This is a genomic window from Qipengyuania sp. JC766 (assembly GCF_040717445.1).
Taxonomy (GTDB): Bacteria; Pseudomonadota; Alphaproteobacteria; order Sphingomonadales; family Sphingomonadaceae; genus JC766.
This window is the reverse complement of the sequence record NZ_JBFEFL010000001.1, coordinates 1205680-1225195: the sequence shown is the minus strand read 5'-3', so window position 1 is coordinate 1225195 and position 19516 is coordinate 1205680. Positions and strand designations below refer to the sequence as shown.

The window sequence follows — 19516 nt, the reverse complement described above, 5'->3', positions numbered from 1 at the left end:
GCCGGCGGTGCGGCGGGGCTTCTCGATTTGCATCGGTGCAGTATTTAGGCGGCTTCGCGCACGTCCGACTTCAACTGGGCGATCAAAGCCTCAGAAAAGGCCGGGATGTCGTCCGGATTGCGGCTGGTGATGATGTTGCCGTCTTCGGCCACTTCCTGGTCGACGACCTTCGCGCCTGCATTCTCCAGGTCCGTGCGGATCGAGGTGTAGCAGGTCGCGGTCTTGCCATCGATGACGCCCGCTTCGATCAGCAGCCACGGCGCGTGGCAGATCGCTGCGATGGGCTTTCCGGCGGCATCGAATTCGCGCACGATCGCCACCGCGCGCTCGTTGACCCGCAAGAGGTCGGGATTGATCTGGCCGCCGGGAAGCAGTAGGGCGTCGTAGCCTTCGCAGTTCGCTATCTCGTCGACCGTCTTGTCGACCGCGATGCTCTTGCCCCAGTCGTCTTCGTCCCAGCCCTTGATCTCGCCGCTTTCGAGGCTGACGATCTCGGTCTCGAACCCGGCGTCTTCCAGATTGGCCTTGGGATCGAACAGTTCGGATTGTTCGAAGCCGTCGGTGGCGAGGATCATTACGCGTTTCGTCATGGGATGCTCCTTGGATTTTCGTGTTGTCCCTGCAACGCGTGGGGAAATCGCTGTGTTCCGTGCTGTCCGCCGGAAAGAGGCGATGATAGGGCGGGCCGATGGCTGATGTGATCGATACGCCCGATTCCGACCCCTTCGACGCAATTGTCGACGCCCCGTTCGATGCGGCGCTGTCAGAGCGGTACCTCGTCTATGCGCTCTCCACGATCACGGCGCGGTCCCTGCCGGACCTGCGCGACGGGCTGAAGCCGGTCCATCGCCGGTTGCTGTGGGCCATGCGCCAGCTGAAGCTCAACCCGACCGATCCGTTCAAGAAGAGCGCCCGTGTCGTGGGCGACGTGATCGGCAAGTACCACCCGCATGGCGACGCCAGCGTTTACGATGCGATGGTGCGCCTCGCGCAGGATTTCGCGCTGCGGTACCCGCTGGTGGAAGGGCAGGGCAATTTCGGCAATATCGACGGCGATAACGCCGCGGCCTATCGCTACACCGAAGCGCGCCTGACCAGGACTGCGCTGCGCCTGATGGAGGGCCTGTCCGAAGGGACGGTCGATTTCATCCCGACCTACAATGGCGAGGACGAGGAACCGGAGATCTTCCCGGGACTGTTCCCCAACCTGCTGGCGAACGGCGCCAGCGGCATCGCGGTCGGCATGGCGACCAACATTCCCAGCCACAACGTTGCCGAGGTGATCGACGCCTCGCTCGAGGTGCTCGACAATCCGCATGTCGAGCACGCCCGCCTGATGGAACTGTTCCGCGGGCCCGACTTCGCGACCGGCGGCCTGGTGGTCGACAGCGCGGAGGCCATTTCGCACGCCTACGAGACCGGGCGCGGCAGCCTGCGCGTGCGCGCGCGCTTCCACGCGGCGGAGAGCGACAATGTCGTGGACCGGGAGGCCGGGATCGAGCGGATCAAGGGCGGGGGATACCAGCTCGTCATCAGCGAGATTCCCTACCAGGTGCAGAAGGGCAAGCTGATCGAACAGATCGCGCAGGCGATCGGCGACCGCAAGATCCCGATCCTGGAAGACGTGCGCGACGAAAGCGACGAGCAGATCCGCATCGTGCTCGCCCCCAAGAGCCGCAATGTCGATCCGGAGCTGCTGAAGGAAAGCCTTTACCGCCTGACGGACCTCGAAACCCGCTTCGGGCTCAACCTCAACGTCCTCGACGCGAACCGGACGCCGATGGTGATGGGGCTGAAGGAACTGCTCGGCAACTGGATCGCCAGCCAGATCGAGATCCTGCAGCGCCGCAGCCAGCACCGGCTGGACCAGATCGCCTCGCGCCTCGAACTGGTCGAAGGCTACATCGTCGCCTACCTCAATCTCGACCGCGTGATTGAGATCATCCGCACCGAAGACGAACCCAAGCCGGTGATGATGGAGGAATTCAGCCTGACCGACCGGCAGGCCGAAGCGATCCTCAACATGCGTCTTCGCTCCCTGCGCAAGCTGGAAGAGATGGAACTGCGCAACGAGAAGGAGGAGCTTCTCAAGGAGCGCGACGGGCTGGAGAAACTGCTGGCGAGCCCGGCCCGCCAGCGCACGCGGATGCGCCGCGACCTCGAAAAGCTGCGCGCCGAATACGGCCCCGAAACGGAACTGGGCCGCAGGCGCACAACGATCGCGGAAGCCGCGCCCGCCGTCGAATTCAGCATGGACGCCATGATCGAGAAGGAACCGATCACGGTCATCCTGTCGAAGAAGGGCTGGATCCGCGGCGCGAAGGGCCATGTCGATCTCGACGCGTCGGAGGACGGGCGCGGGGACTTCAAGTACAAGGAAGGCGACGAAGCTGCCTTCGCGGTCCATGCCCAGACGACCGACAAGCTGCTGCTCGCGACCGATAGCGGGCGCTTCTTCACGCTGGGCTGCGACAAGCTGCCGGGCGCGCGCGGCTTCGGGGAGCCGGTGCGCAACACGCTGGACATCGACAACGGCGCGCAGATCGTGGCGGCGCTGGTCCATCGCCCGGGCGGCAAGTTGCTGCTGGCGGCGACCACGGGCAAGGGTTTCGTGGCGGAGACGGGCGAACTGCTCGCGGAAACCAAGAAGGGCCGGCAGGTGGTCAACCTGAAGGGGGATGCGCGCCTGAACGTGGTCCACCCGATCGCGGAAGCGGACGATCACGTCGCGGCGGTGGGCGACAACCGCAAGCTGATCGTCTTCAACCTGGAAGAAGTGCCCACGCTCGCGCGCGGGCAGGGCGTCATGCTGCAACGCTATCGCGACGGCGGCCTGTCCGACGCCACGACCTTCAAGCTGGAAGACGGCCTCAGCTGGCAGATGGGCGGCAAGGGCGACCGGACCCGGACGGAAACCGACATCTGGCAGTGGAAGGTCGCGCGCGGCGCGGCCGGCCGCCTGCCGCCGCAGGGCTTCCCCCGCGACAACCGGTTCTAGGCAGCTGCCTTACTAAGCAGTCAGGGCTTTTCGCAGACCCTGATCGGCGCGTTCGGCACCTGGGCCGATCCCGCCTCGACGAACAGCGCCACGACATGGGCGAAGTTTTCCGGCGGCAGCGGGGCGAGTTCCTGCATCAGGCGGCTCAGGACGCCGCACTGGTCGGCCGTCAGTTCGCGCGCGACGGTGGATGCAATCGTCTGGCGCCCAAATTCGAGCACGGTTTCGTTGTCCGGCAGTTTCATTTTCACTAGGCGCTGGAAAGCGGGCTTGGCGGCGGGCCAGGACTTGTCGGCATAGGGTTTCTGGCGCGCCGCGATGGCCGCGGAATTGCGGGTCAGATAGGCATTGCCGTCGAGCACGGGGGCGCATCGCTTGGCCGCCTGTTCGACCAGCGCGGGCATCAGGTTAGCCATGACCGCGCGGTTTTCCGCGGAGCTAAGGCAGGCCTGGTCCTGAGCGACGGCGGAGGCGGGAAGGGACAGGACGGCAAGCGCCGCGATTGTGCTGACGATCGGTTTCATGGTCACTCCGCAAGGAAATTGGTCTGATGCGCGCGATGCGGCAGGATGCGTGTCCGCGCGCTGAACGGCGGATCATCCGCCGATCTGGCGGTCCAGCAATTCGAGCACGCGTGCACGATCCGGAAAACCTTCCGCGACCCAGGCCGCTTCCACCGCGCGAAGGGTGCGCGCGACTTCCGGCCCGGCCGACACGCCGCGGGCGACGATCTCGCCGCCCTTCAGCGGCAGGCGCGGCACGTCCCAGCCGTCGAACTCCGCGACGCTTTCTCCCAGCAGGAGCAGGCGGTCGACGGCGCAATCCATCCCCACGTCGTAGGCCAGCGCGCGGGGGGCTTCCGCGTCCGTCCGTCCGCGCTCCGCATCGCAGATCAGCCGGGCCCGCTGCGCCTTGGAAAGCCGCAACCGTGCCGCCACCGTTTCCGCGATGCTGGGCAGCGCCGGCACCAGCGCGGCCAGCCGGCGGATGGCGTGCGGTTCGACTCCGGCATCCCTCTCCGCCGCGAGCAGGATGTCGAGCCCCGCAAGCTCGTGCGGCCCTGTCTCCGGCAGGATGACGGGGAGGACGCCGCGCTGGCGCATGCGCAGCACGGTGGGTGCAGGATCGGGCAGTGCGAGCAGCGCGAGCAATTCCATCGCCACGCGTTCGCGGCTCAGGCCTTTCAGCGTACCGGCCAGTTCGGCGCAGGCATCTTCCGCCTGCGCATCGAGATCCGATCCAAAGCGCGCCTGGAAGCGATAGTATCGCAGGATCCGCAAATGGTCTTCGCGGATGCGCTGCCGCGCATCGCCGATGAACCGGACCCGGCGCGCATCGAGATCCGCCAGGCCGCCGAAATAGTCCGAGATCCGGAGCGTTTCGGGATGGGCGTAGAGCGCATTGATGGTGAAGTCCCGGCGCGCCGCATCCTCGCGCCAGTCGTCGGCAAAGGCGACGGTGGCCCGGCGCCCGTCGGTCGATACGTCGTGGCGCAGCGTGGTGATCTCGACCGGACCGCCCGGCAGGATTGCGGTGACCGTGCCGTGATCGATGCCGGTCGGAATGACGCGGATGCCTGCCGTCTTCAGCTCGGCCATGACCGTGTCGGGCCGCAGCGGCGTCGCCGCGTCGATGTCCTTCACCGGCAGGCCGAGCAGCGTGTCGCGCACGGCGCCGCCGACCCAGCGGACATTGTCCATGCCCAGCACCGAGGCAAGCTGCGCCAGATCCTCGCGCTTCGTCCAGGGCGCGGCGGGAAGGATGGGGGCGGTATCGCTCATGCGGACATCGGCGAAAAGGGGAGGGGGCCGGGGCGGCAGGTCATGATGGAAACGCGCCTAAGTCCAAAACGGGGCGCGAGACAAGTTCGGGAGCGCTCAATCGACCCAGGCAAGCCGGCGCGAAAGGTTGGAAATGATCGCCGCGGTGACGCCCCAGATGCGATAGCCCTGGTGGTCCATCTCGAGGTAATGGCGCATCGCGCCCTTCCAGAACACCTCGTTCTCGGTCCAGTTGCGGCGGTCCATCACCAGCGACAGCGGCGCCTCGAACCAGCTTTCGACCTCGCGCGGATCGGCGTGCAGCGGCAGATCGGGCGGGATGACGCCCAGGACCGGGGTGATCTCGAACCCGGTACCGGTCTGGTACCGGTCGGTGGTGCCGATGATCCGCACGTCCTCCGGCCGCATCGCCAGTTCCTCCTCGGCTTCGCGCAGGGCGGCGGTCACGGCGTCTTCTCCGTCCTCCATCTTGCCGCCGGGAAAGGCGACCTGGCCGGGATGGTCGCGCATCGTTGTCGGGCGCTGGGTCAGGATGACGCCGGGCTCTGGCCGGTCCGTCACCGCGATCAGCACGGCGGCGTCGGTGGACCGTGCCGCATCGGCAAAGCGGATGTCGGTCAGGAGGTCCGACAGGTCCTGTCCGTGCCCTTCCTCGAACAGGCAGGTCAACCGGTCGAACAGGGCGCTCATGCAGGAAGGAGGGAGAACCGTTCGCCCTGGCTGGTGACGGTCCACTCGTCGCCGTCCCCGGCGCTCCGGTCGAGCGCGATCCGGGCGAGCTGTTCGTAGGTGCTGCGGTTGAGGCGTGCCTCGCAGCCGCGCCGGACATGGAGATAGAGCGCGGGCGTTTCCGCGTCCCCGCGGGCCTCCAGACGATGATCCGGCCCGGCGACAACGATATCGTCCGTGTTGAGGCGGAAGGCGAGCGCGCCCTCGTTCTCGCTCACGTCCGTGGCGATGAAAGCGGCATCCTCGACCTCGATCGACAGCTTCTCGAACGGGGAGAACAGCCAGTGACGGCCCTGGTCGTCGCGCGAGAGCAGGCCGGAGAACGCGCGCACCATGGCCGGGCGAGTCACCGGCGTGCCGTCATGGAACCAGGTGCCGTCCGCCGCGATCCGCATCCGGCTGTCGCCGGTCTTCTGCGGGGCCCAGCCTTCCACCGGCGGCAGCTTGCGGGCCGCGACCTGCTCGGCGATCTGTGACAGGGTGAGGTTCGCGATTCCCGGCGGCGGTTCGTACGGCATGGTGGCGAAGATGGTGGCTGGCGCTCAATCCGCCAAGGGTTCGCGCGCCGAAGGGCCGGGCCACGGGCCGAGCATTCCCTCGCGCGGGAGGACGGCCGGGTTTTCGCACCGGACCAGCAGGCGCGCCGGGTCCCACGCACCCGGGCAGCGCCAGCCGCCGGTGGGGGCGGCGGTGAAGCCGAAGAAGCGGCCGTAATAGTCCTCGTCCCCGATCAGCACTTGCGGCAGGGCCGCCTGCGTGTCGATCGCGCCGAGCGCCGCCAGCATCAGCGCCTTGCCGAAACCGTCGCCCTGCCGTTCCGGCACGACCGCTACGGGACCCACCATCAGCAGGGGGTGCGCGCGTTGCTGCGGATCGGTCAGCGCGACCGGCCACAACTGGATGGTCCCGGCGAGGTAGTCCTCCTCGTCCAGCGCCGCGAAGCTCAGGCCGGGCAGCCAGTCGGTGCCGATGCGGATGCGATAGGCAGTGCGCGCGTGCCTGTCCTCGCCGAAGGCGCGATCGAGCAATTGCTCGATCAGCGCCGGATCGATCGCATCCAGCGGGACTATCTTGGCATGGGACGCGGACATGGCGGGCGCAGACATGGCGCGCGCCCCTAATTACGCGCGCCGTGCCTGTCGAACGAAATTGCGTCCGCTCAGTTCTTGGGTGTCAGGTGGTAGAGCGGTGCGTTGTCGCCATCGGCGGCGATCCAGATCGTCCCGTCCGGGGCCTGCGCGATATCGCGAAGCCGGCGGTCGAAAGAATAGCGCGCCGTCTGGCGGGCTGTATTCCCGCTGACGTCCACGATGACGATGTTCTCTACCTTGAGGTTGGCGATGACGGCATCGCCGCGCCAGGCATCGAAAGCGTTGCCCGAGTAGAAGATGAAATCGCCGGGCGCGATCACCGGGGTCCAGTAGATCGCGGGCTCGCGGAACTCGGGCCGTGTCGGGTGGCGCGGAATCGGCGAGCCATTGTAGTTGTCGCCATAGGAGACGACTGGCCAGCCGTAATTCACCCCGCGCTCGACGAGGTTGAGTTCGTCGCCGCCCGCCGGGCCATGCTCCAGGTTCCAGAGCCGGCCCTGCGTGTCGAACTGTAGGCCGAGCGTGTTGCGGTGGCCGTAGGACCAGATCTCGTCCGAAGCGCCGGATTGCCCCGCCAGCGGGTTGCCCGAAGCGGGCGAGCCGTCGAGGTTGAGCCGAACGATGGAACCGAGCGTATTGGAGGTGTCCTGCGCCGGGTCCTGCTTCTGCCGATCGCCGCTGGCGACATACATGTACTGCTCGTCCGGCGAGAACGCGATCTTGTGCGAATAGTGGCCGCGCCCGGTGACCTTGGGATCCTGGCGCCAGATGACCTGCAGGCCTTCCACATTGCACGACGTCGCCGATCCGCATTCGAGCGTGCCGCGACCGACCACGGCCCCGCGCGTATCGCCCGAACCAGCCTCGGCCCAGCTCAGGTAGATCGTCCGGCCGCCAAGCTCCGCTTTCGATTCGGACTGGAGAAAGGCGACATCGCCGAGGCCGCCCTGGCCGCCGTAATCGACCTCAGGAAGGCCCGTGACCGTGCCGACCTGGCCGCTGCGCGTGTCGACGAATTTCATGGTGCCGGGACGTTCGGTCACGAACAGGTTCGATGTGCCCGGCGCAAAGGCCAGGGCCCAGGGCTCGTCGAAGCTGCCGACCGTGCGCCGGTCGAAGGGCGGGTTGCCGGTGACCGGCGAATTGCCGGCATTGGGCGGGCCTTCGCCGCCTCCGCCGCCCGTGGCGGGGCCGGGTGTCGAGGTCGGCGCGGCGGCGCTGTCCCCGGTCGCGGAGGTGTCGCAACTTGCGGCACCGAGCACGAGAGGCGAAAGGAGGAGGGCGAAGGTTCTGTTCGACGGTCTGCTCATGCTCTCCAATACGCACAAAAGTTTATTTGGTGCCACGCCGGGCATCGCGGGCGTCGACGAGGCCGGACGGGGTCCGCTGGCGGGGCCGGTGGTCGCCGCCGCAGTAGTGCTGTGCGATCCGTGCCCCGAGGGACTGGACGATTCCAAGAAGCTGACCGCCGCGCGAAGGGCGAAGCTCGACCTCGAAATCCGGGCGAACTGCGTCTGGGGCGTCGGCGTCGTCGGGCCGGAAGAGATCGACCGCATCAACATCTTTGGCGCGACCATGCTGGCGATGACCCGCGCGGTGGCATCGCTCTGCACCCGTGCCTCCGCGCCGCCGAACCAAGTGCTGGTGGACGGCAACATGACGCCGCACGGCCGCTGCGCCGAATGGAACTGGCCCGCCCGCGCCATCGTGGGCGGGGATGCGCTGGAGCCGTGCATCTCGGCCGCGTCCATCGTAGCGAAGGAATGGCGCGACCGGCTGATGTGCGAGGCGGCGCGCGACCATCCGCAGTACGGCTGGGAACGCAACAAGGGATACGGCACGGCGGAGCACATGGCAGCGTTGCGCTCGCACGGGCCCAGCCCGCTCCATAGGCGCAGTTTCGCGCCGGTCGCGCAGCTGGAACTGCTCTGACTCCGGCGGTTCCGACTTTGCTTGCCTGAACGGCTCAGGCGGCTAAGGACTGCGTCCATGACGCCCGCACCCAAACCGCCCGCCGTCCTTGCCAGAGCTGCCCGGTCGATGAAGGATTTCCTGCAACAGGAAAGCGCCGGCGGCATCCTGCTGATGATTTCGGCGGCGGTGGCGGTGATTTGGGCCAACAGCCCGCTCGCGCCTGCCTATCTCGCTTTCCTCGACACGCCGGTATCGGTGACCGTGAACGGCGAAGGGGTCAGCAAGTCCGCATTGCTGTGGATCAATGACGGGCTGATGGCGCTGTTTTTCCTGCTCGTCGGGCTGGAAGTGAAGCGCGAGGTGCTGATCGGCCAGCTGTCGAGCTGGCAGCAATCCTCGCTCCCCATCTTCGCCGCCATCGGCGGGATGATCGCGCCGGCGCTGATCTTCGTCGGCGTCAACCTGGGATCGCCGGAAAACCTGCAGGGCTGGGCGATCCCGGCCGCGACCGACATCGCCTTTGCGCTCGGCGTGCTCGCCCTGCTCGGCAGCCGGGTGCCGGTCGCACTGAAGGCGCTGCTGCTGGCAGTCGCGGTCATCGACGATATCGGGGCGATCGCCATCATCGCGCTGTTCTACACGCCCGGTGTCGAGACGGTGATGCTGGGCTACGCCGCCATCGTCCTCGCCGTTCTCGCCTTTTGCGGGTGGATGCGGTTCGGGTCCGCCATTCCCTACATGATCCTGGGCGTCGCGCTCTGGTTCTTCGTCCTCAAGTCGGGCGTCCACGCGACGCTCGCGGGCGTGGCGCTCGCCATGTGCATCCCGCTGGAGGACCGGCGCGGCAATCCGACGCTGGAGGGCATGGAGCATGACCTGCACCCCTGGGTCGCGTTCCTGGTGGTGCCCATCTTCGCGCTCGCCAATGCGGGCGTTTCCTTCGAAGGCATGGAGCCGGCCGCGGTCCTCGCACCGCTGCCGCTGGGCATCGCGCTCGGCCTGCTGCTGGGCAAGCAGATCGGCATCGTCGGCTTCGCCTGGCTCGCCGTGAAGAGCGGGATCGCGAAATTGCCGCGTGGCATCGGCTGGTCGCAGGTCTGGGGGCTGTCGCTGATCGCCGGTATCGGCTTCACCATGAGCCTGTTCATCGGCAACCTTGCTTTTGCCGATCCGGCGCAGATCAACGCGGTGAAGCTGGGCGTGCTGTCCGGTTCGATCGTCGCGGCCATTCTCGGCGTCCTGCTGCTGCTGCGCGGACGCAAAGCGTGACGCTCTCCATCGCGATCCTGATCCTGGCGGGGCTCGCCGGCCTCGCTATCGGCGGCGAACTGCTGGTGCGCGGCAGTGTCGGCATCGCGCAGCGGCTCGGCATCTCGACGCTGGTCACGGGCGTCGTGATCGTCGGATCGGCAACGTCCATGCCGGAAATGGTCGCCAGCGTGCAGGCCGCGCTGACCGGCTCGCCGGAAATCGCCTGGGGCAACATTGCCGGGTCCAATATCGCGAACTCGCTCCTGATCCTCGGCGCCGCGGCAATGGTCGCGCCGATCGCGCTGACGGGCGCGGGCAAGCGCGATGCGGTGGTCGGCGTTCTGGCCGGCGCGCTGGTCTGGGGTATCGCGTGGTCGGGCTGGGCCGCGGGCTGGATCGGCGCGGTACTGCTGGCCCTGATCGTGATCTACGTCATCTGGCGCATCCGCCACCCGGCGAAGACCCTGGTGGAGGACGCGGAAGAGGACGTGGGTGCGCCGACGCGCCTCGTCGTTGCCGTTCCGGTCTTTGCAGCCGGTGTCGCAGCGCTCGTCTTTGGCGGGCAGTGGCTGGTGACAGGCGCGGTGCAACTGGCGGAAAATGCCGGGATCGCCGAAACCGTGATCGGTCTCACCATCGTGGCGGTGGGAACGTCGCTTCCCGAACTCGCGGCCAGCGTCGCGGCGGCCCTGCGCGGCCAGTCGGGCCTGGCGATAGGCAATGTCGTGGGCTCCAACATTTTCAACCTGCTGCTGATCGGCGGCGCGACCATGACCATCGCGCCGACGGCAATTCCGAGCGAGCTGCTGGATATCGAATGGCCCGTCATGGTTGCGGCGGCCGTTCTCGTCTATCTGTTGTGTGCCTATGGAAAGCGGATCGGACGGGTCATGGGCGCTTTGCTGCTGGCCGGGTTCGTCGCCAATACCGCGATGGTGGTCCTCTACAACTAAGACGCGCGCGGCGGCGCTCGCGGAACGCGCGGGCGGGCCGGCCATTGGTCTGGCATATCCCCATGCCAGGAGTATCCCCCGCCGTGCCCTTTTCCTATTCCGACATTCCCGAACTCGGCGGCAAGACCGCCATCGTCACCGGTGCCAATACCGGCATAGGGCTGGAAATCGCCCGCGCACTGGCCCGCAAGGGCGCCCGCGTGCTGCTCGCCTGCCGCGATGCGGACAAGGCGGCCGCGGCGCAGGCCGACATCGGATCGGGCCCGGAACGCGCCGATACCGGATTCCTCCCGCTCGACCTCGCCAACATCGCCTCGGTGCGCGACGCAGCGGAAAAGGCGGCAAAGGAAGACCGGATCGACATTCTGGTCAACAATGCCGGCATCATGTTCCCGCCGCTCGGCCATGCGACCGCCGGGTGCGAGATGCAGTTTGCCGTCAATCATTTGGGCCATTTCGCCTTTACCAGCCTGCTGCTGGACAAGCTGTCGCAGGACGGGGGCGGGCGCGTGGTCACCCAGTCCTCCATCGCGCACAAGGGCGCGGATATCGACTTCGACAATCTCGACGCCGAGCAAGGCTATGCCAAGGGCGAGTTCTACGGCCAGAGCAAGCTTGCCAACCTGCTCTTCGCCAAGGAACTCGACCGAAGGCTGGTTGCCGCCGGATCGAGCGTGCGGTCCATGGCGTGCCATCCCGGCATCGCGCAGACGGACCTGACGCGGCACATGGGCCCGCTGGGCGGTGTGTTCGGCTCGTTCGTCGGCCTGGTGCTCAATTCCGCTGCGCATGGTGCGCTGCCCGCATTGCAGGCAGCGACCGATCCGGAGGCCGAAGGCGGCGAATATTACGGCCCCTACGGTTTCCGCGAAATGAGCGGCAAACGCTCGGGCAGGGCTTACGCCACCAAGACCGCGCGCGATCCGGAGCTTGCGAAACGCCTTTGGGACAAGTCGATCGAACTGACCGGCATCGACCCGGAGCTCGCACCAGCCTGATCCCACACGACCGCTCGGCTGAGTCCCCGGCGCAACACCCCCAGATGTCGAGTCCTGCAGAGTGAGGCGGACTCAACATCTTGTGCCGGACTCCTTTCGTTCCCTCTGGTTATCGCGGCGTTAACCATACGCTGCGATGACTTCGTGCTTGACGCGGAGTCCGCTTGGACTCACCCTGTGGATAAGTACGAAGGGGGATTACCAAGATGGGGGTCGTCGAGACCGTAAGGACGCGCGAGATGCGGGCGGTTGCCGCCGCGCCGAAGGCCGTGGATCTGCCGCTGGGCCGGATATTGCCGGGCGATTGCGTGGCCGCCATGCGCACGCTGCCCGATGCGAGCGTGGACCTGGTCTTCGCCGATCCGCCCTACAACCTGCAGCTGGGCGGTGACCTCAACCGGCCCGACGGCAGCCAGGTGGACGCGGTGACGGACGACTGGGACCGGTTCGACAGCTTCCGCACTTACGACAATTTTACAAAGGCTTGGCTGGCGGAGTGCAAGCGCGTTCTGAAGCCCGACGGCGGCTTGTGGGTCATCGGCAGCTACCACAACATCTACCGCGTCGGCGCGATCCTGCAGGATCTGGGCTTCTGGATTCTCAACGACATCGTCTGGCGCAAGTCCAATCCGATGCCCAATTTCAAGGGCACCCGCTTCACCAATGCGCACGAGACGCTGCTGTGGTGCAGCCAGGGGGAGAAGGCGCGCTACCATTTCAATTATCGCGCGATGAAGACGCTCAACGACGAACTCCAGATGCGCAGCGACTGGGTCCTGCCGATCTGCGGCGGGGGTGAACGGCTGAAGGAAGGCGGACACAAGGTCCACCCGACGCAGAAGCCCGAAGCGCTGCTCTACCGCGTGCTGCTGGCGACGACGGAGCGCGGCGACGTGGTGCTGGACCCGTTCTTCGGCACCGGGACCACCGGCGCGGTCGCCACGCGGCTGGGCCGCCAGTGGATCGGCTGCGAACGCGAAGGCGTCTATCGCGACGCCGCGATCGCACGGATCTCGAAGGAACTGCCGCTGGACGAAAGCGCGCTGGTCACCATGCAGAGCAAGAAGGATGCCCCGCGCGTCGCGTTCGGTGCGCTCGTCGAAAACGGACTCGTGCCTGCGGGCACGCAGCTGTTCGACAAGAAGCGCCGCTGGACCGCCACCGTTCGTGCCGACGGATCGCTCTCGTACGGCAAGCAGGCCGGCAGCATCCACGGCCTCGGCAAGGACCTGCAAGGCGCACCCAGCTGCAATGGCTGGACCTTCTGGCACTACGAGAACGGCGGCGAGGTAAAGCCAATCGACGCTGCGCGGCAGCTTCACCTGCTGGCGCTGGAGGACTGATACGCGGGCGCGCGTTCTGCGCCGTCAGTCTTCTTCGCGGACCAGCCGGTCGTCGGTGACGCCGCGCAGTTTCAGCAGGGTGCTGACGTCCTCTTCCATGGGCGGGGGGCCGCACAGGTAGAATGTGTCGCCGAAGTCGAGACCGGCTTCGTCCAGGAAATCGGCGTCGACCTGGCCGTGGTGCAGGCCATCGACCTTCTCCTTGCTCAGGACCAGGTCCAGTTTCAGCCCGGGCATCCCTTCCAGTTCCTCGCGTAGGATGATGTCCTTCTCGTGCGAATTCGCGAAGATCAGGCGATATCCGTCCAGCGTGCCGTCCCGTGCCTGTCTCGCGCGCAGGATCGACAGGAACGGCGTCAGGCCTGCTCCCCCGGCGATGAAGGTGCCGGGGCCCTTGTCCTCAATGGCGCCCCACGGATCCTCGATCAGCACCGTCTCGCCGCCCTCGAACTGCCCGATCTGCTCGGTCACACCGTCATGGTCGGGATAGGACTTGATGGTGAACTGCAGGTGGTCGGCATCGGGTAGGGAGGTGAAAGTGAAGGGCCGCTTCTCGTCCCGCCAGCCGTCACGGTCGATCGCCAGCTCCGTGGCCTGTCCCGGCGTGCAGTCGTAGCCGTCCGGGCGGGGAAAGGTGAGTTCGTTGACGTTGTGCGTGATCGGTCGGATCGACTGCAGCTTCAATGTGTGCGGCATTGCGGGGGCTCCTGGTCTTTCGCGACCAATGGACGCGATACCGCGCGGGTTCCCCTCACTTCGTGCCCCGACGGCAGATGCGCGCTACGGCGCTTCCGGATGATCAGTCGAACAGCCAGACCACCACGATCGCCAGGACGACGATGAGCACCAGCCGCTTGAGCCGCCGTGCTCCATCGTCCTTCTCAGGGTTGGGCATGAAAATCTCGTCGATGAAATCGAACAGCCACATCGGCATGCGCATTCTCCCCGTCGGAGCGCCATTAGCTGACCGGTCGTTTCCATCGGGTTAGCGCGTTCTGGTCGGCCGTCCACATTGCGGTCCGAAATCTCTGCAGGGCTTGTGCTGTCCTACAGGCGCGCGGATCGCTATGCCGGCTGCATGAAAGCTTCGTTTCCCTTCGATCCTGCTGCGGTGCAGGGCGTCTCCTTCGCCTCGGGCAAAGGCCACACATTGCTTGCAGGTCCGATCCGCAAGCGATTGAAATTGCAGACTGATTGGGCCGGATCGGGGTTTCTTTCCGGACCGGTCGAGCGGTCCATGTCTGCCGGGGTCGCACGATGACTCCGCGGGTCTATGTCCGGCCGGTTAGCACCGTCGCCGGTCCGCAGGTTGCCGAGGGCGATGCGGTGCGGCTGGCGGGCGGGATGGTCTATGCGCGCGAGTTCGTGCTGGTGGTACGCGAGGGCGGGGCGGTGGTACATCGGCGGATGTTCGCGCCGCCCGATGCGGTGGCGGCCTTTGGCGAGCTGGCCGATGCCTTCGGGGACGATGCCGCGAGCGAGGCGGAGCGCCAGTGGTCGAACCTGCGCCAGGCCCACGCGCCGCTGCAGCTGGGAGAACGGACCGTGCGGCTCGACCAGCCGCAGGTCATGGGCATCCTCAACGTGACGCCGGACAGCTTCAGCGACGGGGGCGAGTTCCTCGACGACCAGGACGCCGGGCGAGCCCATGCGGCGGCGATGGTGGAAGCCGGCGCGGCCATCATCGACATTGGCGGCGAAAGCACGCGCCCCGGCGCGGCGGCGACATGGGAAGGGGACGAGCTCGAACGCGTGGTCCCGGCAGTCGAATACTGCGCCGCGATGGGGGCCGCGCTCAGCATCGACACGCGCCGCCCGGCAGTGATGGAAGCGGCTCTCGCGAAGGGTGCGCACCTGGTGAACGACGTGTCGGGCCTGCGCCACGATCCGCGCAGCCGTGAACTGGTCGCGCGATCAGGCGTGCCCGTCGTGCTGATGCATGCGCCGGGCGACGGGCAGGACCTGCATTCCGAGGGCGGTTACGAGAGCGTCGCGTTCGACGTCTTCGACGGCCTGCGCGCCTTGCGCGATGCGGCGGTGGAGGGGGGCATCGCGCCGGAGCACATCGTGCTCGATCCCGGTATCGGCTTCGGAAAATCGGTGGCGGACAATCTCGCCGTGCTGAACGCGCTGCCGCTCTATCACGCGCTCGGCCATCCGCTGCTGCTGGGGGCCAGCCGCAAGCGGATGATCGGCGCACTGTCGAACGAGGCGGCGGCGGACCGGCGGCTCGGCGGAAGCATCGCGCTGGCGATTGCGGGCATGAATGCGGGCGTGCAGCTGCTGCGGGTGCACGACGTCGCGGAGACGGTCCAGGCGCGCAATGTCTGGCGGGGTCTGCGCGATGCGGCGCTGACCGACTTCGCGGACCTGCCGCCGATGTGAGAGAGGCGGGGCGCCCGGACTAGAGCGTGAAGCCGCCGTCGCTGACCAGCACGGTGCCGGTCACGTTCGCGGCGGCATCGCTCAGCAGGAAGCCGATCTCGCGGGCCAGTTCGTCCGGCGTCGCGAAGCGGCCGCGCGGCGTGGTCGCGGCCATCGCCTGCAATGTCGCGTCGCGCCCGTGCGCCTCGACGCCCGCGAGGAACTGGGGCGAGCTGTTCCAGATGTTGGTATCGACGCCGCCCGGCGCGATCGCGTTCACCCGGATGCCCTTGCCGGTATTCTCCGCCGCGGCGATCCGCGCCATGTGCGCCACCGCTGCCTTGGACACGCCATAGGCGCCGATGCCGGGAACGGGCTTCATCCCGGTGACCGATGCGGTCAGCACGATGCTGCCGCCATCGCCGGCCTGCATGCGCCGCAACGCGGTGCCCAGGGTCAGGAACGCGCCGTCGAGATTGACCGCCATCACGCGGCGCCAGTCGGTGAAGCTCTGCTCCGCCATGGGGCCGCCTTCGCCGATGCCCGCATTGACCACCGCATGGTCGAGCCGGCCGATGCTGCCTTCGAGCGTGCTCCAGAAATCGGGGTCCGCCACGTCCGCGCCGTGCGCTTCGACGGTGCAGCCCAGATCGAGCGCGTCGAGACCCTCGCGGTCCCTGTCGACGAGGACCAGCCGGCCGATGCCGTGCCGGTCCAGCCAGCGGGCGCAGGCCGCGCCGATGCCGGATGCGGCGCCCGTGACGAGCGCGGTGCGGTTTGCGAAATCGTAGCCTTCGGTCATGGCCGAAACGCTTAGACGCTCAGGCGGCGTTGTCGATGCCCAAGTCGCCCAGCTTGCGGTAGAGCGTGGACCGCCCGATGCCGAGCCGGCGCGCCACTTCGGTCATGCGGCCGCGGTAGTGGCCGATGGCGAGGCGGATGACGTCCGCCTCGATGTCTTCCAGCGGGCGGAGATTGCCGTCGGGCGTGTAAAGCATGACGCCGACGCCTTCCTGCAGCGGATTGGCGTAATCGCTGTCGATCTCGCCCAGCAGTTCGGACAGCTGCGGGAAGTGGTCCGCCGTCAGCGATTCGCCGTCGCAGAACACCGCGGCGCGGAACAGCACGGCTTGCAACTGGCGGACATTGCCCGGCCAGTCGAACGCGGCCAGCAGCGCCAACGCGCTGTCGGTGATCGACAGGTGTCGCAGGCCCGGCTGCTCCCCGATGCGGGAAAGGAAATGGCGGGTCAGCGCAGTAATGTCGCCGGGCCGCTCGCGCAGCGGCGGCAGCTCGATCCGGGTGGCGAATATGGCGGCCAGCAGATCGCGGTCGAACCCGTCCTGTTCGACCAGCGCGTCCAGCGGAAGGTCGCTCGCCGCCATGACCCGGATGTCGATCTTGAAGCCGTGCGTCGCGCCCAGCGGGCGTACGATGCGGCTTTCCAGCGTTTCGGCCAGCTTGGTCTGGAGCGAGAGCGGCAGGCGGTCGATCTCGTCGAGCACCAGCGTGCCGCCGTCGCAATGCTGGATCGCGCCGACCTGGCGGTCGAACGCGCCGGCAAAGGCACCCTGTTCGTGGCCGAACAGCAGCGATTCGATGGAGTTGGCCGGAACGCCGGACACGTTGATCAGCCGGAACGGCGCCTTGGAACGCGGACTGGCGGCAACCATCGCGCGCAGCAGCATCTCCTTGCCGGTGCCGCTTTCGCCCTGGATCAGGGCATGACCATGGCCGCGCGCGGCCTTCGCCGCCTTGGCCAACGCCGCTCGGAACTTTGGTTCGGTGCCGATCATGGCGTCGAAATCGAGGACCGCCGGCATCTTCTCCGTCAGCGGCTGCAACTCGTCCTTGGGCGCCTCGCGCTTGGTCGCGCTGCGCAGCGCGCTCATCAGGCGGTCGGGCGCGATCGGCTTGATCAGGTAGTCGGTGGCGCCCGCGCGCATGGCTTCGACTGCCAGCAGCGGGCTGGTGCTCGCCGTCAGCATCAGGATCGGCATGGCCGGCCGGCGTGTCTTCAGTTCGTGGATCAGGCTGCAGGCATCTTCGCCCGGCACCCACTGGTCGAGGATGATGGCGGACAATTGCATGCCCTGCCGCGTGCCCAGCGTGGCGATCGCGGTTTCCGGATCGGCGACCACCAGCGTACGCCACCCCTCGCGCGCGGCGAGCGCGGTGATCAGCCGGCTCTGCGCCGGCTCGTCGTCGATCAACATCAGAAGGCGCGTGTCTTCGCTTGCCATAGTCCCCACAAAACCGTCCCGTTGCGGCACAGAACCGAAGCATTAGGGCGAAGCGGTAAAGGTCCGATTAAGCCTGTGGGAACGCGCGGAATGGCTTGATGCCGTCGCGTCCGCGCGATAGGTCGCGGCAATAGAGTTCAGCTTTCCTGGGGACGACCTGCAATGGCCACCAACGATATCGAAAAGGCTCGGAAGACGTATGACAGCTTCATGGGCACCCTCAAATGGACGGTGCCGCTGATCGCGATCATTGCGCTGGTCGTCGTCATCCTGATCGCCGACTAGGTCGGTCGGTTGCGCATCGCGGTCCTTGCCGAACGCGCCGCCGGGGAACGGCGGGTCGCCGCCACGCCCGAGACGGTGAAGAAGTTCATCGCGCTGGGCGCCACCGTCGCGGTGGAAGAGGGCGCAGGCCGCCATGCCGCCATTGCCGACGAAGCCTATCGCGAAGCCGGGGCGGATGTCGCGCCGGTCGCGCAGGCGACCGAAGGCGCGGACATCGTGCTGGGCGTGCAGGCGCCCGATACCGGCCTGCTGGGCAATGTGCGGCCGGGCGCGAAGGTCGCGGCCCTGTTCGACCCGTTCCAGAAGCGCGAGACGGTTGATGCCTACGCGGCCGCCGGGCTGGAAGCGCTGTCGATGGAATTCATGCCGCGCATCACCCGGGCGCAGAGCATGGACGTGTTGTCCAGCCAGTCCAACCTTTCGGGATACAAGGCCGTGCTCGCGGCGGCCGATACCTACGGCCGCGCCTTCCCGATGATGATGACCGCCGCGGGCACGGTCAGCGCGGCGAAGCTGTTCGTGATGGGGGTCGGTGTCGCCGGGCTCCAGGCGATCGCCACCGGTCGCCGGCTGGGTGCGCAGGTTTCCGCGACGGACGTGCGCGCCGCGACGAAGGAGCAGATCGAAAGCCTGGGCGCCAAGGCGATCTTTGTGGAGAAGGTCGCCGGGATCGAGGGCGAGGGTGCCGGCGGCTACGCCACGGAAATGAGCGACGAGTACAAGGCGGCGCAGGCCGAGCTCGTGTCCGCGCATATCTCCAAGCAGGACATCGTTATCACCACCGCGCTTATCCCAGGCCGGGCCGCGCCGCGCCTGATCAGCGATGCGCAGATCGCCACGATGAAGCCGGGCAGCGTGATCTTCGACCTCGCCGTGGCGCAGGGCGGCAACGTGGAAGGTTCGAGGACGGACGAGATCGTGGAGCGGCACGGCGTTTCGATCATGGGCTATTCCAACACGCCCAGCCATCTCGCAGCGGATGCGAGCGCGCTGCTGTCGCGCAACTTCTACAATTTCCTGTCGGCCTTCTGGGACGAGGAGCAGGGCGGACCCGTGCTGGACGACGAGATCGGCAGTGCGGTGCGCCTCACCCGCGACGGCAAGGTGGTGAACGAAAGACTGCTCGGGTGAGGGCAATCCTCGCGGTCATGCCGATCGCCGTGCTGGCCGCCTGCAACTCCGGCCCGGCGGACACAGCTGACGCCTATGGTCCGGCAAAGGCGCGCGAAGGCGCGGCTATCCGGGCCGAGGTCCGGGAGGTGTACGGCATCCTGAACCCCGTGTGCGGCTATACCGAAGACCCGGACCAGCTTGCGCGTTACGAAGCGCAGCGCGCGCGTTATGCGCAAATAAAGGCCTCGGTCGCCGACTCCCCCCGTGCGGTGGATTTCGCTTCGGTCGAGGCCGATCACGATCATTACTGGGCGGGTGTCCCGGTGGAATGCGGCGAGACGGACACGCCGGAAACACTCGAACGGCTGGACGCCGACCTTGCCGATGCGCAGGCCCGGCTGGATAGGCTGGCGCGCCTGACCGGCGCGGCCTGAGGGGACAGGGGACAGGGAT

At 67.3% G+C, this 19516-nt stretch carries 21 protein-coding genes; 10 read left to right on the top strand and 11 right to left on the bottom strand.

Translation table 11 applies throughout. The features are described from left to right. Positions 1-44: 44 nt before the first annotated feature. Positions 45-590, bottom strand: a complete 546-nt coding sequence (locus AB1K63_RS06100) for a type 1 glutamine amidotransferase domain-containing protein (protein ID WP_366959076.1) — start codon at positions 588-590, stop codon at positions 45-47. 98 nt (positions 591-688) lie between these two features. Here AB1K63_RS06100 and parC point away from each other — a divergent pair, with 98 nt between their 5' ends. Continuing rightward, the gene (gene parC / locus AB1K63_RS06095; protein WP_366959075.1) at positions 689-2998 is read left to right on the top strand and encodes a DNA topoisomerase IV subunit A; all 2310 of its coding nucleotides are present in this window, start codon (positions 689-691) and stop codon (positions 2996-2998) included. A gap of 20 nt (positions 2999-3018) precedes the next feature. On the opposite strand, the gene AB1K63_RS06090 is transcribed toward parC, so the two are convergent. The 6 genes from AB1K63_RS06090 to AB1K63_RS06065 all read right to left on the bottom strand — a co-directional run bounded on the left by AB1K63_RS06090 (position 3019) and on the right by AB1K63_RS06065 (position 7909). After that, positions 3019-3522: a hypothetical protein gene (locus AB1K63_RS06090; RefSeq protein ID WP_366959074.1), complete on the bottom strand. Its 504-nt coding sequence runs from the start codon at positions 3520-3522 to the stop codon at positions 3019-3021. 72 nt (positions 3523-3594) lie between these two features. Then, positions 3595-4779, bottom strand: a complete 1185-nt coding sequence (locus AB1K63_RS06085; RefSeq protein WP_366959073.1) for a CCA tRNA nucleotidyltransferase — start codon at positions 4777-4779, stop codon at positions 3595-3597. 96 nt (positions 4780-4875) lie between these two features. After that, positions 4876-5469 carry a CoA pyrophosphatase gene (locus tag AB1K63_RS06080; protein ID WP_366959072.1) on the bottom strand — a complete coding sequence of 198 codons (594 nt, stop codon included), beginning with the start codon at positions 5467-5469 and terminating at the stop codon, positions 4876-4878. Continuing rightward, the gene (locus tag AB1K63_RS06075; protein WP_366959071.1) at positions 5466-6026 is read right to left on the bottom strand and encodes a DUF1285 domain-containing protein; all 561 of its coding nucleotides are present in this window, start codon (positions 6024-6026) and stop codon (positions 5466-5468) included. The genes AB1K63_RS06080 and AB1K63_RS06075 overlap by 4 nt, the downstream gene beginning before the upstream one ends. A gap of 24 nt (positions 6027-6050) precedes the next feature. Further along, entirely contained in the window at positions 6051-6614 is a 564-nt protein-coding gene (locus tag AB1K63_RS06070; protein ID WP_366959070.1) for an N-acetyltransferase, read from the bottom strand. Positions 6615-6667: 53 nt separating this feature from the next. After that, positions 6668-7909: a PQQ-dependent sugar dehydrogenase gene (locus AB1K63_RS06065; protein ID WP_366959069.1), complete on the bottom strand. Its 1242-nt coding sequence runs from the start codon at positions 7907-7909 to the stop codon at positions 6668-6670. Between AB1K63_RS06065 and AB1K63_RS06060 the strand changes: the two genes are divergently transcribed. From AB1K63_RS06060 to AB1K63_RS06040, 5 genes are all read left to right on the top strand, one after another. Then, a complete protein-coding gene (locus AB1K63_RS06060; protein ID WP_366959068.1) occupies positions 7908-8531 on the top strand; it encodes a ribonuclease HII in 624 nt (207 codons plus the stop codon). The genes AB1K63_RS06065 and AB1K63_RS06060 overlap by 2 nt on opposite strands. A 57-nt stretch (positions 8532-8588) precedes the next feature. Beyond that, a complete protein-coding gene (gene nhaA / locus AB1K63_RS06055; RefSeq protein ID WP_366959066.1) occupies positions 8589-9782 on the top strand; it encodes a Na+/H+ antiporter NhaA in 1194 nt (397 codons plus the stop codon). Beyond that, positions 9779-10717 carry a calcium/sodium antiporter gene (locus AB1K63_RS06050; protein ID WP_366959065.1) on the top strand — a complete coding sequence of 313 codons (939 nt, stop codon included), beginning with the start codon at positions 9779-9781 and terminating at the stop codon, positions 10715-10717. Before nhaA ends, AB1K63_RS06050 begins: the two co-directional genes overlap by 4 nt. A gap of 62 nt (positions 10718-10779) precedes the next feature. Then, complete coding sequence (locus AB1K63_RS06045) at positions 10780-11715, top strand: oxidoreductase (RefSeq protein WP_366959063.1); 936 nt, start codon at positions 10780-10782, stop codon at positions 11713-11715. A 206-nt stretch (positions 11716-11921) separates the two neighbouring features. Beyond that, positions 11922-13058 (top strand): site-specific DNA-methyltransferase, encoded by a 1137-nt coding sequence (locus AB1K63_RS06040; protein ID WP_366959062.1) that lies wholly within the window; start codon positions 11922-11924, stop codon positions 13056-13058. 24 nt (positions 13059-13082) lie between these two features. Here the strand turns inward: AB1K63_RS06040 and AB1K63_RS06035 are convergent, their stop codons facing one another. Both AB1K63_RS06035 and AB1K63_RS06030 read right to left on the bottom strand, forming a co-directional pair. Then, positions 13083-13754 carry a flavodoxin reductase gene (locus tag AB1K63_RS06035; RefSeq protein ID WP_366959061.1) on the bottom strand — a complete coding sequence of 224 codons (672 nt, stop codon included), beginning with the start codon at positions 13752-13754 and terminating at the stop codon, positions 13083-13085. Positions 13755-13857: 103 nt separating this feature from the next. Further along, the gene (locus tag AB1K63_RS06030) at positions 13858-13992 is read right to left on the bottom strand and encodes a hypothetical protein (protein ID WP_366959059.1); all 135 of its coding nucleotides are present in this window, start codon (positions 13990-13992) and stop codon (positions 13858-13860) included. Positions 13993-14315: 323 nt separating this feature from the next. Between AB1K63_RS06030 and folP the strand changes: the two genes are divergently transcribed. Continuing rightward, positions 14316-15443, top strand: a complete 1128-nt coding sequence (gene folP, locus AB1K63_RS06025; RefSeq protein WP_366959058.1) for a dihydropteroate synthase — start codon at positions 14316-14318, stop codon at positions 15441-15443. A gap of 19 nt (positions 15444-15462) precedes the next feature. Here folP and AB1K63_RS06020 read toward each other — a convergent pair whose 3' ends face one another. Further along, a complete protein-coding gene (locus AB1K63_RS06020) occupies positions 15463-16224 on the bottom strand; it encodes an SDR family oxidoreductase (protein WP_366959057.1) in 762 nt (253 codons plus the stop codon). 19 nt (positions 16225-16243) lie between these two features. Continuing rightward, positions 16244-17665: a sigma-54 dependent transcriptional regulator gene (locus tag AB1K63_RS06015; protein WP_366959056.1), complete on the bottom strand. Its 1422-nt coding sequence runs from the start codon at positions 17663-17665 to the stop codon at positions 16244-16246. Positions 17666-17827: 162 nt separating this feature from the next. Here AB1K63_RS06015 and AB1K63_RS06010 point away from each other — a divergent pair, with 162 nt between their 5' ends. Genes AB1K63_RS06010 through AB1K63_RS06000 form a run of 3 tightly spaced genes read left to right on the top strand, consistent with a single transcriptional unit; the run spans position 17828 to position 19497 of the window. After that, positions 17828-17950: an aa3-type cytochrome c oxidase subunit IV gene (locus AB1K63_RS06010; protein ID WP_366959055.1), complete on the top strand. Its 123-nt coding sequence runs from the start codon at positions 17828-17830 to the stop codon at positions 17948-17950. A 9-nt stretch (positions 17951-17959) separates the two neighbouring features. After that, on the top strand, positions 17960-19081 hold the full coding sequence (locus AB1K63_RS06005) for an NAD(P) transhydrogenase subunit alpha (RefSeq protein ID WP_366959054.1): 1122 nt from the start codon (positions 17960-17962) through the stop codon (positions 19079-19081). Then, a complete protein-coding gene (locus AB1K63_RS06000; RefSeq protein ID WP_366959053.1) occupies positions 19078-19497 on the top strand; it encodes a hypothetical protein in 420 nt (139 codons plus the stop codon). The genes AB1K63_RS06005 and AB1K63_RS06000 overlap by 4 nt, the downstream gene beginning before the upstream one ends. Positions 19498-19516: the final 19 nt, after the last annotated feature.

Bases quoted from the DNA above. Each gene is read 5' to 3' on its own strand.
- AB1K63_RS06100 (WP_366959076.1), bottom strand. From the start codon at position 590: ATGACGAAACGCGTAATGATCCTCGCCACCGACGGCTTCGAACAATCC.
- parC (WP_366959075.1), top strand. From the start codon at position 689: ATGGCTGATGTGATCGATACGCCCGATTCCGACCCCTTCGACGCAATT.
- AB1K63_RS06090 (WP_366959074.1), bottom strand. From the start codon at position 3,522: ATGAAACCGATCGTCAGCACAATCGCGGCGCTTGCCGTCCTGTCCCTT.
- AB1K63_RS06085 (WP_366959073.1), bottom strand. From the start codon at position 4,779: ATGAGCGATACCGCCCCCATCCTTCCCGCCGCGCCCTGGACGAAGCGC.
- AB1K63_RS06080 (WP_366959072.1), bottom strand. From the start codon at position 5,469: ATGAGCGCCCTGTTCGACCGGTTGACCTGCCTGTTCGAGGAAGGGCAC.
- AB1K63_RS06075 (WP_366959071.1), bottom strand. From the start codon at position 6,026: ATGCCGTACGAACCGCCGCCGGGAATCGCGAACCTCACCCTGTCACAG.
- AB1K63_RS06070 (WP_366959070.1), bottom strand. From the start codon at position 6,614: ATGTCTGCGCCCGCCATGTCCGCGTCCCATGCCAAGATAGTCCCGCTG.
- AB1K63_RS06060 (WP_366959068.1), top strand. From the start codon at position 7,908: ATGCTCTCCAATACGCACAAAAGTTTATTTGGTGCCACGCCGGGCATC.
- AB1K63_RS06065 (WP_366959069.1), bottom strand. From the start codon at position 7,909: ATGAGCAGACCGTCGAACAGAACCTTCGCCCTCCTCCTTTCGCCTCTC.
- nhaA (WP_366959066.1), top strand. From the start codon at position 8,589: ATGACGCCCGCACCCAAACCGCCCGCCGTCCTTGCCAGAGCTGCCCGG.
- AB1K63_RS06045 (WP_366959063.1), top strand. From the start codon at position 10,780: ATGCCAGGAGTATCCCCCGCCGTGCCCTTTTCCTATTCCGACATTCCC.
- AB1K63_RS06040 (WP_366959062.1), top strand. From the start codon at position 11,922: ATGGGGGTCGTCGAGACCGTAAGGACGCGCGAGATGCGGGCGGTTGCC.
- AB1K63_RS06035 (WP_366959061.1), bottom strand. From the start codon at position 13,754: ATGCCGCACACATTGAAGCTGCAGTCGATCCGACCGATCACGCACAAC.
- AB1K63_RS06030 (WP_366959059.1), bottom strand. From the start codon at position 13,992: ATGCCGATGTGGCTGTTCGATTTCATCGACGAGATTTTCATGCCCAAC.
- folP (WP_366959058.1), top strand. From the start codon at position 14,316: ATGACTCCGCGGGTCTATGTCCGGCCGGTTAGCACCGTCGCCGGTCCG.
- AB1K63_RS06020 (WP_366959057.1), bottom strand. From the start codon at position 16,224: ATGACCGAAGGCTACGATTTCGCAAACCGCACCGCGCTCGTCACGGGC.
- AB1K63_RS06015 (WP_366959056.1), bottom strand. From the start codon at position 17,665: ATGGCAAGCGAAGACACGCGCCTTCTGATGTTGATCGACGACGAGCCG.
- AB1K63_RS06010 (WP_366959055.1), top strand. From the start codon at position 17,828: ATGGCCACCAACGATATCGAAAAGGCTCGGAAGACGTATGACAGCTTC.